Origin of the sequence: Pseudonocardia sp. (assembly GCF_050250275.1) — a bacterium.
Taxonomy (GTDB): Bacteria; Actinomycetota; Actinomycetes; order Mycobacteriales; family Pseudonocardiaceae; genus Pseudonocardia.
On sequence record NZ_JBFWOY010000004.1, the window covers coordinates 15,034 to 30,226 of the forward strand.

Consider the following 15,193-nt stretch of genomic DNA (forward strand, 5'->3'; position numbering starts at 1 on the left):
CGACCCGTTCGGCACGGCGTCCCTGCGCACCGCGGTCCTGGACGCCTGGGCGGCCTCCCCGACCCGGTTCCGGGAGGACGCCAACGCCGAGGAGGACCTCCTGCTCGGCGGCTACGCCGGCGCGTGGTTCGTGGAGCTGGCGCAGAACGCCGCCGACGCCGCCCGCGCCGCGGGCGTCCCGGGCCGGCTGCTCGTCCGGATCGTCTCCTGCGACGGCACCGACGAGCTGCGCGTCGCCAACACCGGCGCGCCGCTCGACGCGGCGGGGGTCGCGGCGCTGGCGTCGCTGCGGGCCTCGGCCAAGCGCGACGACGAGGGCTCGGTCGGCCGCTTCGGGGTCGGCTTCGCCGCCGTGCTCGCCGTGTCCCGGGAGCCGCGCGTCGTCACCCGCGACGGGCACGGGGTGCGGTTCTCGGAGTCCGCCACCGCGGAGGCGGTCGCCGGCCTGCCCGGACCCGCCGCCGAGCTGGCGCGCCGCGCCGGGCAGCTGCCCGTGCTGCGGCTGGTGTGGCCCGTCGTCGAGGAGCCGCCGCCCCCGGGGTTCGACACGGAGGTGCGGTTGCCGTTCCCGGCGGCGCCCGACCTGGCCGGGGTCCCCGCCGACGACCTGCTGCTCGCCCTGCCCGACCTGGTGGAGATCACCGTCGGCGCCACGACCCGCATCCGCACCGACGAGGGCGGCGGCCGCGTCCGCGTCGGCGACCGGACCTGGCTGTCGGCTCGCGCCACCGGCACCCTCGACGACGACGAGGCCGGTACCCAGGCCGCGGAGCAGCGGGGGCGTCGCGACTGGTCGCTGACCTGGGCACTCCCGCTCGCCGGCGACGGCTCGGCGGCTCCGATCCCGGCCGACGCCGACGAGGTCCTGCACGCGCCGACCGCGTCGGCCGAACGGCTCTCGCTGCCCGCCCGGTTGATCGCGACCGTGCCGCTGGAGCCCGACCGGCGCCGGGTCCGCGACACCGCCGCGACCCGTCGCGTGCTGGCCGCCGCCGGTCCCGCCTACCTCGCCCTCGTCCGCGCGGTGCCGCCCGCCGACCGGGTCCGGCTGGTGCCCGTGCCCGGTTTCCCGCGCTCACCCACCGACGCCCTGCTGCGCGACGCCGTGGTCGACACCCTGCGCGACGCCGAGTGGCTGCCCGGTGCGGACGGTGGCGAGCTCGTCGCCCGCCGCGCCGAATGGCTGGACCTGCCCGACGCGGGCCCGCTCGCGGCCGTCCTCGGCCCTGCGCTCCCGGGGCTCGCCGCGCCCGCGGCGCTGGGCCCGGTCGCGGTCGGCGTGCTCGACCAGCTGGGCCTGCGTCGCCTCGGGCCCGCCGCGCTCGCCGACCGGCTGCTGCCCGTCGAGCGGCCAGCCGCGTGGTGGCACGCGGTGTACGACGCGCTGACCCCCGCCGCCGACACCGTCCCCGGGCTCCTCGACGAGCTGCGTGCCCTCCCGGTCCCACTGGCCGACGGCCGCAGGTCCGCCGGGCCGGCGGGTGTCGTCATCGGCGTCGACGACACCGCCGCGCTGCTCGCCGGCCTCGACCTCCCCGGCCTGCATCTCGCCGACCCCGCCGCCGCGCACCCGCTGCTCGAACGCCTCGGCGCCACCGTGGCCGACCCGGCGGCGCTGCTCGGGCTGCCCGCGCTGCGCGACGCGGTCGAGCGCTCCGTCGACGACGCCGAGGCCGGGCTGGACACCGCCCCGCTCGCCCGGGTCGTCCTGACGCTGCTCGGCGCCGGCGCACAGGGGCGGGTCGGCGCGCTGGCGCTGCCGGACGAGCACGGCGACCCCGCCCGTGCCGACGAGCTCCTCCTGCCCGACGCCGCGATCCGGCCGCTGCTGGCCCCCGACGCACCCGTCGGCGTCCTGCACGCCGACGTCGCGGCCGGGTTCCCGCGGGCCGCGCTCGTCGCGGCCGGGGTCCTGGACGGGTTCGCCCTCGTCGTCGACGACGAACCGCTCGGCCCCGACCACGACCTGCACGACGAGGACCTGTGGTGGGACGGCCTCGACGCCCCACCGGCACGGGTCGCCGCCGTCCGCGACCTCGACCTCGTCGACGACGACGCGTGGGCGGCCGCGCTGGCCCTGCTGGGCGCCGACCGCGACACCCGCGCCGCGGTCCTCGGCGACGGCCACACCCGCTGGTGGCTGCGCCGCAACGTCGTCCTGGGCGGCCGGGCCCCCGGGTACTGGCGGCTGCCGTCGGCGCGGGACCTGGCCGCGTTGTACGAGCCCGCACCCGCCGACGGGGTGGACGCGGCCCTCCTCGCCGCGGTCGGCGTCCGCAGCGGGCTCGCCGTCGACGACACCGGCGCCGCCGCCGACCTGCTCGACCGCCTGGCCGACCCCACCCGCACCCTCGACCCGGCCACCGTCCTCGCTGCGCACGAGGCGCTCACCGCCGCGGTCGCCGACGGCCGCGTCGACCCTGCCGATCTGGGCCTGCCCGACCGCGTCCGCGCGCTCGACGGCTCCGCCGTGCCCGTCGACGACGTCGTCGTCCTCGACAAGCCGTGGCTCGCCGCCGTCCTGCCCGCCGACGAGCTCGTCGCGGGCGGCGATCCCGCGGCGCTCGCCGAGCTGCTCGACCTCCCGCTCGCCTCCGGCTACGTCGAGGCCCACCTCGAACCGGGACCCGGCGGCCGTGTCGTCGATTGGTCCGGGTTGCCCGATGTGGTCGTGGCATGCCACACAGTCGGCGTCCCCGTCCCGGCGGGGGATCTGGTCGTCCACGACGAGCTCGCCGTCGTCGTGACGCGCCCCACCCTCGGCCGCACAGCCGTCCCGGCCTGGCCCGACCCCGACGGACGCTGGCACGCAGGCGACCCGCTCCGGGCCCTGCTGGGTGTCCTCGCGGACGGTCCCGGGCCGGATTCCGACGATGGGTGAACCGTGCAGCTGCGTGCTATCAAGAACCCCGTGAACGATCGCCGTGGCGGTCCGCGTCCCGCGCGTCCGCGCCGGGTCTGTGTGCTGTCGGTCCACACGTCGCCGCTGGAACAGCCCGGAACGGGCGATGCCGGCGGGATGAACGTCTACATCGTGCAGACCGCCCGGCGGATGGCCCGCCGCGGTGTCGAGGTCGAGATCCTGACCCGGGCCACGTCCTCGGACCTGCCGCCCGTCGTCGAGATGGCACCCGGGGTGATCGTCCGCCATCTCGCGGCCGGGCCGTACGAGGGCCTCGGCAAGAACGACCTGCCCGCCCAGCTGTGCGCCTTCGCCGCCGGCGTGCTGCGCGCGGAGGCCCGCCACGAGCCCGGCTGGTACGACACGATCCACTCGCACTACTGGCTGTCCGGTCAGGTGGGCTGGCTCGCCCGCGACCGCTGGGGCGTCCCGCTCGTGCACAGCGCCCACACCCTCGCCAAGGTCAAGAACGCCGCGCTGGCCGAGGGCGACCCGCCCGAGCCGATGGTCCGCGTCATCGGCGAGGACCAGGTCGTCGCCGAGGCCGACCGGCTGATCACCAACACCGACATCGAGTCCCGCCAGCTCGTCGAGCTCTACGGCGCCGACCCCCTGCGCACCGTCACCATCCCGCCGGGTGTCGACCTCGACCGCTTCACCCCCGGATCCGCCGCCATCGCCCGCTCGCGCCTCGGCATCGCGGGCGACGCCGTCGTCCTCGCCTTCGTCGGGCGCATCCAGCCGCTCAAGGCCCCCGACGTGCTGCTGCGCGCCGCGGCCGAGCTGCTGCGCCGCGACCCGGGCCTGCGGGCGCGGCTCGTCGTCCTCGTCGCCGGTGGGCCCTCGGGCAGTGGGCTCGCCGAGCCTCGGGCGCTGCAGGAGCTCGGCGCCGCACTCGGTCTCGACGACGTGCTGCGTTTCCTGCCCCCGCAGGGCGGCAACGACCTCGTGCAGGTCTACCGCGCCGCCGACGTCGTGGCCGTGCCCAGCCACAACGAGTCGTTCGGGCTCGTCGCGATGGAGGCGCAGGCCTGCGCGACGCCGGTCGTCGCGGCTGCGGTCGGCGGGCTGCCGGTCGCGGTGTCCGACGGCGGGTCCGGGCTGCTCGTCGACGGCCACGATCCCGCCCGCTGGGCCGACGCCCTCGCTGCCGTCGCGCTCGACCGCATCCGCCGCGAACGGTTCTCCGCCGGCGCGGTCGCGCACGCCCGCCGGTTCTCGTGGGACCGCACCACCGACGCGCTGCTCGCCACCTACGCCGAGGCGGGCGAGGAGTTCACCCGCCGTGCCGGGGCCGCGCTCGCGGGGCTGGGCGGCATCTCCGGTGTGCGCGAGCGCTGAGCGGGGAACCCGATCACCATGACCGATCCCGCTCCCACCGGAGATGCCGTTGCCGTGATCGAGGGAGCTCTGCGCGATCTCGACGTCGAGCACACCCGGCGTGACCGTGGCGAGTTCCTGGTGACGCTGCCCGGCACCAGCCGGCTGCAGACCCAGTGCTGGCTGCTCATCCGCGAGCACACCCTGTTCGTGCAGGCCTTCGTCTGTCGTCAGCCCGACGAGAACCACGACGGGGTGTACCGGTTCCTGTTGCAGCGCAACGCCCGGCTCTACGGCGTGCACTATGCGCTCGACCGCATCGGCGACATCCACCTCATCGGCAGGGTGCCGCTGCACGCCGTCACCGCCGCCGAGCTGGACCGGATCCTCGGTCAGGTCCTCGAGGCGGCCGACGGCGACTTCAACACCCTGCTCGAGCTCGGCTTCGCGACGTCGATCCGCCGCGAGTACGCGTGGCGCTCCGAGCGGGGCGAGTCGGTGGCCAACCTCCGCGCCTTCGAGCACCTCTTCACCTGACGCGCCGCCGGTCAGCTGTCCCCGGCCGCGCCGGACGGCGGCGCCGGGCGCGCGCGGCGGGCCCTGACGATGCGGCGTACACCCCACACCACGAGCGCCACGACGGCGACGACGGGCAGCAGCGGCAGCAGGAAACCGGCGGCCGCGGCGAGCCCGGCCCCGAGGCCGCGCAGCCAGTCCCAGCCCACGCCGAGGCCGTCGCCGAAGCCGGTGCCCGGGTCGGCTGCGGGCGGGACCCCGGCGCCGACCAGCGCGACGTCGACCGTCGCCAGCTCCGTACCCGCCCGCAGCGTCGCGAGGCGGCGCTCGAGCGAGTCGAGGTCGGCCTGGCGCCGGGTGAGCTCCGACTCGACCGCGACGATCTCCGAGATCGAGTTCGCCTGCGCCAGCAGCGCCCGGACGCGGTCGACGCTCGCCCGCTGGGCGGCGACGCGGGCGTCGGTGTCGACGAGCTGGTCGGTGACGTCGCGTGCGGTCGAGGACCGGTCGGTGACGGTCCCGAGCCCGGCGACCCGGGTGACGAACGTGTCGAGCTGGGCCGCGGGGACCTTGACGGTCAGGCTCGACCGGCTGCTGGTGGAGCGCTCGTCGGCCACGTAGCCGCCGGTGGCGGTGACGGCGGCGCGTACGTCGTCGGCCGTGCCCGCGGGGTCGGCGACCTCGACGCGGACGGTCGCGGTCCGCACGACCGCGCGCTCCGGGTCGACCGACGGGGCCTGGGCGGGGTTGCCGACACCGGGGTTGCCGACACCGGGGTCGGCGGCCCGGGCGGCGTCGGAGGACTGCGGGACGGCGGGGGCGCCGGCCGTCGACTCCGACGTGCCCGGGTACCCGGGGCCACCCTCGACGGTGCTCGACAGGCCGGCCCCACTGCCGGACGGCGCGAAGGCGGCGAACACCGCGGCGACGACGAGCGTGGCCAGCACCACGATCGCGACGACCAGCGCCGCGACCGTCGACGTCCGCCGGCGGCGCGGCGGGCGCCACTGTGCCGGTGGTGCGGCGGGTGGCGACGGCGGCGCGGGCGGTGGGGCCGCCTCGTCCGCCCGGTCCGCCGCGTCGGCCCGCTCCGCCTCGTCACGGGTGGTGGTCGTCGTCATGGTGTCTCCCCTCTCCGGGGAGAGGACGTAGCGGACACCCGGAACGGTTGGCCTGTCCAGCGGGAAATCTGGGCGGCCGGGAGCCCGCGACCGGGCGGGGTGCCCGGCCGCGACCTCCGGCCGGGCGCGGCGTGGGCGTCAGCGCGCGGCCGGCACGGAGACGCCGATGCCGCCGAAGGTCTCGGCGCCGTAGTGGGCGATCTCGGCGTCGAGGTCGAGCGGCTGGGTCTTCATCTCGACGTCGGCCGGGATGAGGTCGGCCGGGACGAGCCAGCTGACCTCGAACTCGATGCCGTCGGGGTCGTGGGCGTAGAGCGCCTTGGTGGTGCCGTGGTCGGACGCGCCGACGAGCGCGCCGTTCTCCAGCAGCACGCCGCGGATGCGGGCGAGCTCGGCGAGGGTGTCGACCTCCCAGGCCAGGTGGTAGAGCCCGACGGTGGAGCGGCCCGCCTGCGAGGCGCCCGCGCCGTCACCGATGGCGAACAGGCCGAGGTCGTGGTCGTTCGTGGAGCCTTCGGCCTGCAGGAACGCGGCGCGGCCGGGCATCGAGACCTGGACGCGGAAGCCCAGCGCCTCGGTGTAGAAGGCGACGCTGCGGTCGACGTCGCGGACGTAGAGCACTGCGTGGTTGAGCCGCTGGACCGGCATCGGGGGACCTCCTGTGGGCGAAACTGTGGGTCGAAAGCTTCAACGTTCAACAACGGTAAGTCATGAAGCATGAGAGTTCAAGTTTTTTCGGATAGAGTGTCCCTGTGACACCCACCGCCGCAGACGACACCCGCTGGCTCGACGACGACGAGTACGAGGCCTGGCGGTCGCTGCTGGCCACCATGTCGCTGCTCGAGGCCGCGCTCGACCGCCAGCTCCAGCGCGACGCCGGGATGCCGCACGCCTACTACCAGATCCTGGCCATGCTCTCCGAGGTGCCGGGCCGGGCGCTGCGCATGAGCGACCTCGCCGCCATCACCCAGAGCTCGCAGAGTCGGGTGTCGCACGCCGTCGCCAAACTGGAGGCCGCCGGCTGGGTGCGTCGACGGCCCTCGCCCGCCGACCGCCGGTCCACCATCGCCGAGCTCACCGCCGAGGGCTACGCGGTGCTGGAGGCCGCCGCCCCCGGACACGTCGCGTGCGTGCGGGAGAACCTCTTCGACGGCCTCACCCGCGAGCAGGTCGACGCGCTGCGCGGGATCTGCGCCGCCGCGCTCGACCGGATGGCCGGCGAGCCCGGAGCCGGACCGCTCCGGGGCGCCGTCGAGGCCGCCGGCCGCGGCCGTGACCGGGGTGCCGAACATCTCGCGTGACGCCGCCCCCCGCCGGCGCGGCCGGGCTCACCCGGGCTGGCAAGCTGTCGGCCATGGGAACACTGGTCCTGCTGAGGCACGGGCAGAGCGTCTGGAACGCCGAGAACCTCTTCACCGGGTGGGTCGACGTCGCGCTCTCCGCCATCGGTGAGGACGAGGCCCGCCGCGGAGGTGAGCTGCTCGTCGAGAACGGCCTGCTGCCCGACGTCGTGCACACCTCGCTGCTGCGCCGCGCCATCGCCACCGCCAACCTCGCCCTCGACGCCGCCGACCGGCACTGGATCCCGGTGCACCGCGACTGGCGGCTCAACGAGCGCCACTACGGCGCCCTGCAGGGCAAGGACAAGAAGGCCACGCTGGCCGAGTACGGCGAGGAGCAGTTCATGCTCTGGCGCCGCTCCTTCGACGTCCCGCCGCCGCCGATCGCCGCCGACGACGAGTTCTCCCAGGACGGCGACCCCCGCTACGCCGACCTCGGCGACGCGATGCCGCGCTCGGAGTGCCTGGCCGACGTCGTCGCCCGCTTCCTGCCGTACTGGGAGGAGGCGATCGTCCCCGACCTGCGCGCCGGCCGGACCGTCCTCGTCACCGCCCACGGCAACTCGCTGCGCGCGTTGGTGAAGCACCTCGACGGGATGTCCGACGACGCCGTCGTCGGCCTCAACATCCCCACCGGCATCCCGCTGCGCTACGACCTCGACGACGACCTGCGCCCGACCAACCCCGGCGGGACCTACCTGGACCCGGCGGCGGCGGCCGCCGCGATCACCGCCGTGGCGAACCAGGGGCGCTGAGCGCCCTCGCGGGTGTCGCCCGTACGCCTGACCCCGACTGGGTGAACGGCTGGTGAACGAGACGGTAAATGTCACGTTCGGAAGGGTCAGGAGGGTCACGACGGGCCCTTCGGGCTGGTCCTGAGGGTGGTCGGCCTGCCTACGATGCCGCCGTGAACGTGCTGGCGTACGTCCTGCCGGCCGCCGCGGCGCTCCTGGTCGGGGTCGTCACCGGACTCTGGTGGGACAGGCGCGCCCGGCGGACGGCGGCCCGCCCCGACCCGGCCGCGGGGCCGACCCTCGCCGAACTGCTGCGCCGGACCTTCCGGTCCAGCGGCACCGGCCTGGCGGTGCTGTCGCGCCACGGCGACGTCGTGATGTTCAACGACCAGGCCGTCGTGCTCGGCGTCGTCGCCGACGGCCGTGTCGAGTCCCGCGCCTGGGTGGTCGGCGAGCGCGTCCTGCGCGACGGCACGGTGCAGGTCGTCGACCTCTCCCCGCTGGAGCGCGGCGGCCGCCGGCCCGAGGCCGTGCTGGCCACGGTCCGCCCGATCGGCGACGGGTTCCTGCTCGTCGAGGCGGCCGACACGTCCGACGCCGTGCGCCTGGAAGCGACCCGTCGCGACTTCGTCGCCAACGTCAGCCACGAGCTGAAGACACCCGTCGGCGCCGTCGCGCTGCTCGCCGAGGCCGTGCTCGACGCCGTCGACGACCCGGTCGAGGTCCACCGGTTCGCCACCAAGATCCTCAACGAGTCCACCCGGCTCGGGAACCTCGTCACCGAGCTGATCGCCCTGTCGCGGCTCACCGGTGCCGAACGGCTCCCGGAGCTGGCGGCCGTCGAGATCGACGACGTCGTGCGCGAGGCCATAACCCGGTCGCGGCTGTCGGCGGAGGCGTCGTCGATCGAGATCGCCGTCGACGCCGACTCCGGCATCGAGGTCGACGGCGACCGGACGTTGCTGGTCACGGCGCTGTCCAACCTCGTCGAGAACGCGATCGCCTACTCCCCGGCCGGCGCCTCGGTGTCCGTGTCGCGACGCCGCAACGGCGACGCCGTGGAGATCGCGGTGACCGACCGTGGGATCGGCATCGCCCCCGAACACCAGCAACGCGTGTTCGAACGGTTCTTCCGGGTCGACCCCGCCCGCTCACGCGCCACCGGCGGCACCGGACTGGGCCTCGCCATCGTCAAGCACGTGCTGGCCAACCACGGCGGCGAGGTCACGCTGTGGTCGAGCCCCGGAACCGGCTCCACCTTCACCATGCGGCTGCCCGCCGCGACGCGCGGCGCGAACCCCGACGCCGCACCCGCCGACCTGCCGGATCCGGAGTCACTCGCCGGGAGAGCTGGAGGATGACATGACCAGGGTGCTGATCGTGGAGGACGAGGAGTCCTTCGCCGACCCGCTGGCGTTCCTGCTGCGCAAGGAGGGCTTCACCGCCGCCGTGGCCACCACCGGCCAGTCCGCCCTCGAGGAGTTCGACCGCAACGGCGCCGACATCGTGCTGCTCGACCTCATGCTCCCCGGCATGAGCGGCACCGACGTGTGCCGCTCGCTGCGCTCCCGCTCCGCCGTCCCCGTGATCATGGTGACCGCCCGCGACAGCGAGATCGACAAGGTCGTCGGCCTGGAGCTGGGTGCCGACGACTACGTCACCAAGCCGTACTCGGCCCGCGAGCTGATCGCCCGCATCCGCGCGGTGCTGCGCCGCGGCGGCGAGGGCGGGGCCGAGGTCGAGGGCGGCGGGGGAGTCCTGGAGGCCGGCCCGGTCCGGATGGACGTCGACCGGCACGTGGTGAGCGTCGGCGGCGCCGACGTCGCCCTGCCGCTCAAGGAGTTCGACCTGCTGGAGTACCTGCTGCGCAACGTCGGCCGGGTACTGACGCGCGGGCAGCTGATCGACCGGGTGTGGGGCGCGGACTACGTCGGGGACACCAAGACCCTCGACGTCCATGTCAAGCGGTTGCGCTCCAAGGTGGAGGTCGACCCCTCCGCCCCGCGCCACCTCATCACCGTCCGCGGCCTCGGGTACAAGTTCGATGCCTGAGATCATCGACCGGGTGATGCGTGACGGGAGAACGGTCACGATCCGGCCACAGACCCGGCGCGACGCCTAGCCTGCTCGCGTGCGCCTCGGAGTCCTCGACGTCGGTTCCAACACCGTCCACCTGCTCGTGGTCGATGCCCACCGCGGCAGCCACCCCACGCCCATGACCTCGGAGAAGAGTCCGCTGCGGCTCGCCGAACACCTGGACGAGGACGGCTCGCTGAGCCGCTGGGGTGCCGACGCCCTGGTCCGCGTCGTCGAGCAGGCGCGCGCGGCCGCCGAGAGGGCCAACTGCGACGACCTGCTGGCGTTCGCGACGTCCGCCCTGCGTGACGCGACCAACTCCGCGGCCGTCCTGGCCCGCGTGCGGAGCGAGACCGGCGTCGCGCTCGAGGTCCTCCCCGGTGACGACGAGGCCCGCTTCACGTTCCTCGCCGTCCGCCGCTGGTTCGGCTGGTCCGCGGGCCGGCTCACCGTCCTCGACATCGGCGGCGGCTCGCTGGAGCTCGCGTCGGGCCGCGACGAGCACCCCTCGACGGCGGTGTCGCTGCCGCTGGGCGCGGGCCGGCTCACCCGCGACTTCTTCGAGGCCGACCCGCCCACCCGCGCCGAGATCGCCGTCCTGCGGGAGAAGATCGACGCCGACCTCGCCGGTGTCGCCGACCGATTCATCGAGGCGGGCGCCCCGGAGGTCGCCGTCGGCACCTCGAAGACGTTCCGCTCGCTCGCCCGCCTCACCGGAGCCGTGCCCTACTCCGCGGGCCCCCGCGCCCACCGCGAGCTGACCCACACCGCGCTGCGCCAGCTCGTGTCGTTCGTCAGCCGCATGTCGAGCGACGACATCGCCGAGCTGGAGGGGGTGAGCCCCGGCCGCTCGCGTCAGCTGGCCGCGGGAGCGCTCGTCGCGGAGGCCGCGATGCGGGCGCTGAAGATCGACACCCTCCAGATCTGTCCGTGGGCACTGCGGGAAGGAGTCATCCTGCGCCGCCTCGACACGCTCGATGGGTCGGCCCAGACGGACCGTTCGGCGCAGGACTCGCCAGGAACGCTTGGACGCTTGACGTCGTTCGGGGCACGGTGTACCGGATGAGCTCAGACACCGATCACCCGCGTCAGCGCACGGTCGCGGAGCTGCTGGCGGAGAACGCCGGCTCCACGACCGGCCGTCGCCGTCGCCGTCGTGAGGACGACGACGCGGGTGACGGCGTCGCCGAGGAGCGCGGCACCCCGCAGCGTCCCCCGTCGGCAGGCCCGTCCCGGTCGGGCGGACACCGCAGTGCCCCACCCGCGCAGCCGCGCGTCGAGCAGCGGGCCGACCCGGCCGCCGACCGGTGGTCCGCCCCGCCGCCCACCGCGCCGCGTCATCCCGCGTTCGAGGGGGCCACGGTGCCGGAGGTCCGGCCCGCGTCGCTGCAGCAGCCGCCGCACGTACCCGCCCCGCCGCAGTCGCCGGAGCCGCGACGGCAGCCGCCCCGCCGACCCGGCCCGCCGCCCCCCGCCGTCGCGCAGGGCACCGGCGCCTACAGCTCCGCACCCCCCGTGCAGCGCCGCCCCGACGAGCAGCAACACAACCCGTGGGCACCCGAGCGTCCGACACAGCAGATGCCGCGGGTCGACCGTCGTGACGACGACACCGGCCCCATCTCCGGCTCGCCACGCCGCGGCGCCGACGACGGCGGCCCGCCCACCGTGCTCGGCGCCCCACCCGTCACCGACGAGCCCCAGCCCCGCCCCGGCACCTGGGGCGACGGCGGCCCGCCCACCCAGGCCTCGCCCTTGGACCCCGACGACGTCGACGACTTCGGCGGGCCCGCCGAGGACGACGACGGCCCGGGCGCCCGCACCACCGCCATCCCCGCCGGCGGCCGCAGGTCCGTCGCCGACCTCGACGACGACGCCCCCGACGGCGACACCCCCGACGGCACCCCGGACGCCGGCGCCGCCGGTGAGCAGGCCACCACCGCGATGCGCACCCCGCAGCGCCTCCCCCGGGACCGGCCCGCCGGCCTGCGCTCCCGCGACGACATCGAGGACATCGAGGACATCGACGAGGAGGACGACCTCGACGACATCGAGGCCGCACCCCACTCCTGGGCCGCGGTCATCGGCCAGTGGATCGGCGGCGCCGTCGTCGGTGCCGGGCTGTGGGTCGGGTTCGCGTTCCTGTGGCTGCACCTGCCCGTCGTCGCCCTCGCCGGGGCAGTCTTCGTCACCGTCGCGCTCGTCCTGGGCGTGCGCGCCATGCTCCGCGACGACAACCTCCGCACCACGCTCTTCGCCGTCCTCGTCGGCCTCCTGCTGACGGTGTCCCCGGCCATCCTCGTCCTGGCCCGCCAGCAGGTCTGACGTGCCGCCCGCACCCCCGGTCGCACTGTCGACGGCGTCGGTCTACCCCGAGCCCGCCGCCGCGGCCTTCGAGATCGCCGCCGCCCTCGGCTACGACGGCGTCGAGCTGATGGTGTGGTCGGACAAGGTCAGCCAGGACGTCGACGCGGTGCAGCGGCTCGTCGACCGGTACGGCGTCGGCGTCTGCGCGGTACACGCACCCTGCCTCGCCGTCACCCAACGCGTATGGGGCGCCGACCCCGTCGTACGGCTGCGCCGGTCGGTCGCCGCCGCCCAGGTGCTGGGCGCGCGCACCGTCGTGGTGCACCCCCCGTTCCGCTGGCAACGCCGCTACGCCGACGTGTTCGCCGAGGAGGTCCGCCGCGCCGAGGAGACCACCGGGGTGCGGGCGGCCGTCGAGAACATGCTGCCGGTCGTGCGCGCCGGGATCCGCAGCGTCCCCTACGCACCCGGCCCCGACCCGACCGACGTCGGGCACGCCCACTACACGCTCGACCTCTCCCACACCGCCGGCTCCGGCGCCGACGCGCTCGCCATGCTCGACCGCATGGGCGAGGGCCTGGTCCACCTGCACCTCGCCGACGGCAGCGGCTCCACCCGCGACGAGCACCTCGTCCCCGGCCGGGGTGCGCAGCCCTGCGCCGAGGTGTGCGAACGGCTCGCCGCCGGGCCGTTCGCCGCCGCGGGCGGAACCGTCGTCGTCGAGATCAGCACCCGGCGCTGCCGCACCCGGCACGACCGCGTCGCGATGCTGGCCGAGTCGCTGCTGTTCGCCCGGCTGCACCTGCAGCCCGCCGCGCCCGTGCCGCCGGGGGCCGACAGCCCGGCCCTCCTGCGGGGCTGACACACCCGGGCGGCGACCCACGCCCGGACACCGCCGCCGGGCATACGGTGATCGCGTGAACCCGCTGCGCTCGGCGATCCTCGCCGCCGCCCGGAGCGACCGGCTCCGCGCCGCGATCACCACGGCCCGGCCCACCCGCGCCGTCGTCGACCGCTTCGTCGCCGGGGAGACCGCCGCCGACGCACTGCGTGTCGCCCGCAGGCTCGTCGCCACCGGGTTCGCCGTGAGCCTCGACCACCTCGGCGAGGACGTCACCGACACCGCCGAGGCCGGTCGAACCGTCGACGCCTACCGGGAGGTGATCGCCGCGGTCGCCGACGCCGGCCTCGCCGACCGGGTCGAGGTCAGCGTCAAGCTCAGCGCGCTCGGCCAGGCCCTCGGTGCCGCCGGCGAACACATCGCCGCCGAGCACGCCGCCACCATCTGCGCCGCCGCCGCCGACGCCGGCACCACCGTCACCGTCGATGCCGAGGACCACACCACGACGGAGTCGACGCTGCGGGTCGTCGGCGCCCTGCGGGCGACGTGGCCCTGGGTGGGCGCCGTCGTGCAGGCCCAGCTGCGCCGCACCGAGGACGACTGCCGCGCGCTCGCCGGCGCCGGGTCGCGGGTACGGCTGTGCAAAGGCGCCTACGCCGAACCCGGGTCGGTCGCCTACGACACCGCGGGCGACGTCCGCGCCGGCTTCGCGCGCTGCGCCGGAATCCTGCTCGCCGGTGCCGGCCACCCCATGTTCGCCACCCACGACCCCGCCCTCATCCGGCCCCTCACCGGCCGCCTGCGCGACACCGGCCGCGACCCGGCGACCGTGGAGTTCCAGATGCTGTACGGCGTGCGCCCCGACGAGCAGCGCCGCCTGGTCGACGAAGGTCACACCGTGCGCGTCTACGTCCCCTACGGGACACAGTGGTACGGCTATCTCATGCGACGACTCGCGGAACGCCCGGCCAACGTCGGTTTCTTCCTGCGCGCGCTGGCCGGCCGCCGGTGACCGACACCGCGCGGCCGTTCTCCGACGCCCTCGCCGCCGAACGCGTCGACGACGACACCTACCGCGCCACCCTCGGTGGGGCGTGGAACGCCGCGGGCGGCAAGGTCCACGGCGGGTTGATGCTGGCGTTGCTGACGTCGGTCGTCCAGCGCCGTGTCGACGCCGCCCGCGCCGACACCGGCGCCCCGCCCGCCGAGCCGCTCGCCGTCGCCGCCGACTTCCTGCGCGCCCCCGACCCCGGCGACGTCGAGATCCGCACCGACGTCGTGAAGCTGGGCCGCACCGCCTCGGTCTGCACCGGCCGCCTCTACCAGGACCACCGCGTCATGCTCTCCGCGTCGGTGACCACGGGCCGGTTGCCCGACGAGGCGCCGCGCTGGACCACCCCCGGTCTGACGTCGATGCCCGCCCTGCCGCGGGAGACCGCCGTCGACCCGGGCCGCCAGCGCGGCCCCGGCCGCACCCTGGCCAAGGCCTGCGCGATGCGTTTCGACCCCGCCGACATGCCCTTCGTCGACGGCAAGACCGGCGACCCCACGATGCGCGGCTGGGTCCGGCCGATCGGCGAGGAACCCGACGTGCTCTTCGCCCTGCTCGCCGGTGACATCCTGCCGCCGACGGTGTTCAACCTCGGTGGCGACGTCGGCTGGGCCCCGACCGTGCAGCTCACCGCGCTGCTGCGGGGCCGCCCGTCGGCGGGGTGGCTGCGGTGCGAGTCGGAGTCGCACACCGTGGCCGGGACCTGGTTCGACGAGGACACCCGCGTCGTCGACGAGTCGGGCCGGCTGGTGTGCCAGGCTCGTCAGCTCGCCCTGGCCCCGCTCCCGCGCTGACCGCTCCCGGCAGGGAGCGCCGCCCCGCGCGGCCCCGCGTGACGCCCCCCGGCCCCCGGCCGACGCCGGTGCCGCGCCCCCGTGCCGCGCCCCGGGTGACGCGCCGGGCCGTCGCGCGTCGCGACCCCGTGTCCGTCGCCGAGCGTGTGGTGAGCGCGCGTCGGTCGCGCTGGTGACACGGTCGCGGGGTGGTT

General features: G+C 75.7%; 14 protein-coding genes. 12 read left to right on the plus strand and 2 right to left on the minus strand.

The genetic code is table 11. The features are described from left to right. The first annotated feature begins 130 nt into the window (after positions 1 to 130). The 3 genes from AB7F12_RS05210 to AB7F12_RS05220 are packed head-to-tail and all read left to right on the plus strand — an operon-like array spanning position 131 to position 4,759. Positions 131 to 2,881 (plus strand): sacsin N-terminal ATP-binding-like domain-containing protein, encoded by a 2,751-nt coding sequence (locus AB7F12_RS05210; RefSeq protein ID WP_428498628.1) that lies wholly within the window; start codon positions 131 to 133, stop codon positions 2,879 to 2,881. 30 nt (positions 2,882 to 2,911) lie between these two features. After that, positions 2,912 to 4,243 (plus strand): D-inositol-3-phosphate glycosyltransferase, encoded by a 1,332-nt coding sequence (gene mshA, locus AB7F12_RS05215; RefSeq protein ID WP_428516332.1) that lies wholly within the window; start codon positions 2,912 to 2,914, stop codon positions 4,241 to 4,243. A gap of 18 nt (positions 4,244 to 4,261) precedes the next feature. Beyond that, the gene (locus AB7F12_RS05220; RefSeq protein ID WP_428502822.1) at positions 4,262 to 4,759 is read left to right on the plus strand and encodes a YbjN domain-containing protein; all 498 of its coding nucleotides are present in this window, start codon (positions 4,262 to 4,264) and stop codon (positions 4,757 to 4,759) included. An 11-nt stretch (positions 4,760 to 4,770) separates the two neighbouring features. Here AB7F12_RS05220 and AB7F12_RS05225 read toward each other — a convergent pair whose 3' ends face one another. Together AB7F12_RS05225 and AB7F12_RS05230 are read right to left on the minus strand one after the other, a co-directional pair. Next, positions 4,771 to 5,859: a DUF4349 domain-containing protein gene (locus AB7F12_RS05225; protein WP_428502821.1), complete on the minus strand. Its 1,089-nt coding sequence runs from the start codon at positions 5,857 to 5,859 to the stop codon at positions 4,771 to 4,773. A gap of 138 nt (positions 5,860 to 5,997) precedes the next feature. Beyond that, entirely contained in the window at positions 5,998 to 6,507 is a 510-nt protein-coding gene (locus tag AB7F12_RS05230; RefSeq protein ID WP_428502820.1) for a VOC family protein, read from the minus strand. Between the two features lie 104 nt (positions 6,508 to 6,611). Between AB7F12_RS05230 and AB7F12_RS05235 the strand changes: the two genes are divergently transcribed. The 9 genes from AB7F12_RS05235 (at position 6,612) to AB7F12_RS05275 (ending at position 14,999) form a co-directional block, all read left to right on the plus strand. Further along, positions 6,612 to 7,160: a MarR family winged helix-turn-helix transcriptional regulator gene (locus tag AB7F12_RS05235; RefSeq protein ID WP_428502819.1), complete on the plus strand. Its 549-nt coding sequence runs from the start codon at positions 6,612 to 6,614 to the stop codon at positions 7,158 to 7,160. Positions 7,161 to 7,204: 44 nt separating this feature from the next. Continuing rightward, on the plus strand, positions 7,205 to 7,954 hold the full coding sequence (locus AB7F12_RS05240) for a phosphoglyceromutase (protein ID WP_428516368.1): 750 nt from the start codon (positions 7,205 to 7,207) through the stop codon (positions 7,952 to 7,954). Positions 7,955 to 8,106: 152 nt separating this feature from the next. Continuing rightward, positions 8,107 to 9,294 (plus strand): sensor histidine kinase, encoded by a 1,188-nt coding sequence (locus AB7F12_RS05245; RefSeq protein ID WP_428500894.1) that lies wholly within the window; start codon positions 8,107 to 8,109, stop codon positions 9,292 to 9,294. 1 nt (position 9,295) lies between these two features. Further along, positions 9,296 to 9,985 carry a response regulator gene (locus tag AB7F12_RS05250; RefSeq protein WP_428500893.1) on the plus strand — a complete coding sequence of 230 codons (690 nt, stop codon included), beginning with the start codon at positions 9,296 to 9,298 and terminating at the stop codon, positions 9,983 to 9,985. Positions 9,986 to 10,064: 79 nt separating this feature from the next. Continuing rightward, positions 10,065 to 11,075: a hypothetical protein gene (locus tag AB7F12_RS05255; RefSeq protein ID WP_428500892.1), complete on the plus strand. Its 1,011-nt coding sequence runs from the start codon at positions 10,065 to 10,067 to the stop codon at positions 11,073 to 11,075. Further along, positions 11,072 to 12,331 (plus strand): hypothetical protein, encoded by a 1,260-nt coding sequence (locus tag AB7F12_RS05260; RefSeq protein WP_428500891.1) that lies wholly within the window; start codon positions 11,072 to 11,074, stop codon positions 12,329 to 12,331. Before AB7F12_RS05255 ends, AB7F12_RS05260 begins: the two co-directional genes overlap by 4 nt. A gap of 1 nt (position 12,332) precedes the next feature. Beyond that, entirely contained in the window at positions 12,333 to 13,175 is an 843-nt protein-coding gene (locus tag AB7F12_RS05265) for a sugar phosphate isomerase/epimerase family protein (protein WP_428500890.1), read from the plus strand. 55 nt (positions 13,176 to 13,230) lie between these two features. Next, complete coding sequence (locus AB7F12_RS05270) at positions 13,231 to 14,166, plus strand: proline dehydrogenase family protein (protein ID WP_428500889.1); 936 nt, start codon at positions 13,231 to 13,233, stop codon at positions 14,164 to 14,166. Next, positions 14,163 to 14,999, plus strand: coding sequence for a thioesterase family protein (locus AB7F12_RS05275; protein ID WP_428500888.1), 837 nt, complete (start codon positions 14,163 to 14,165; stop codon positions 14,997 to 14,999). Before AB7F12_RS05270 ends, AB7F12_RS05275 begins: the two co-directional genes overlap by 4 nt. Positions 15,000 to 15,193: the final 194 nt, after the last annotated feature.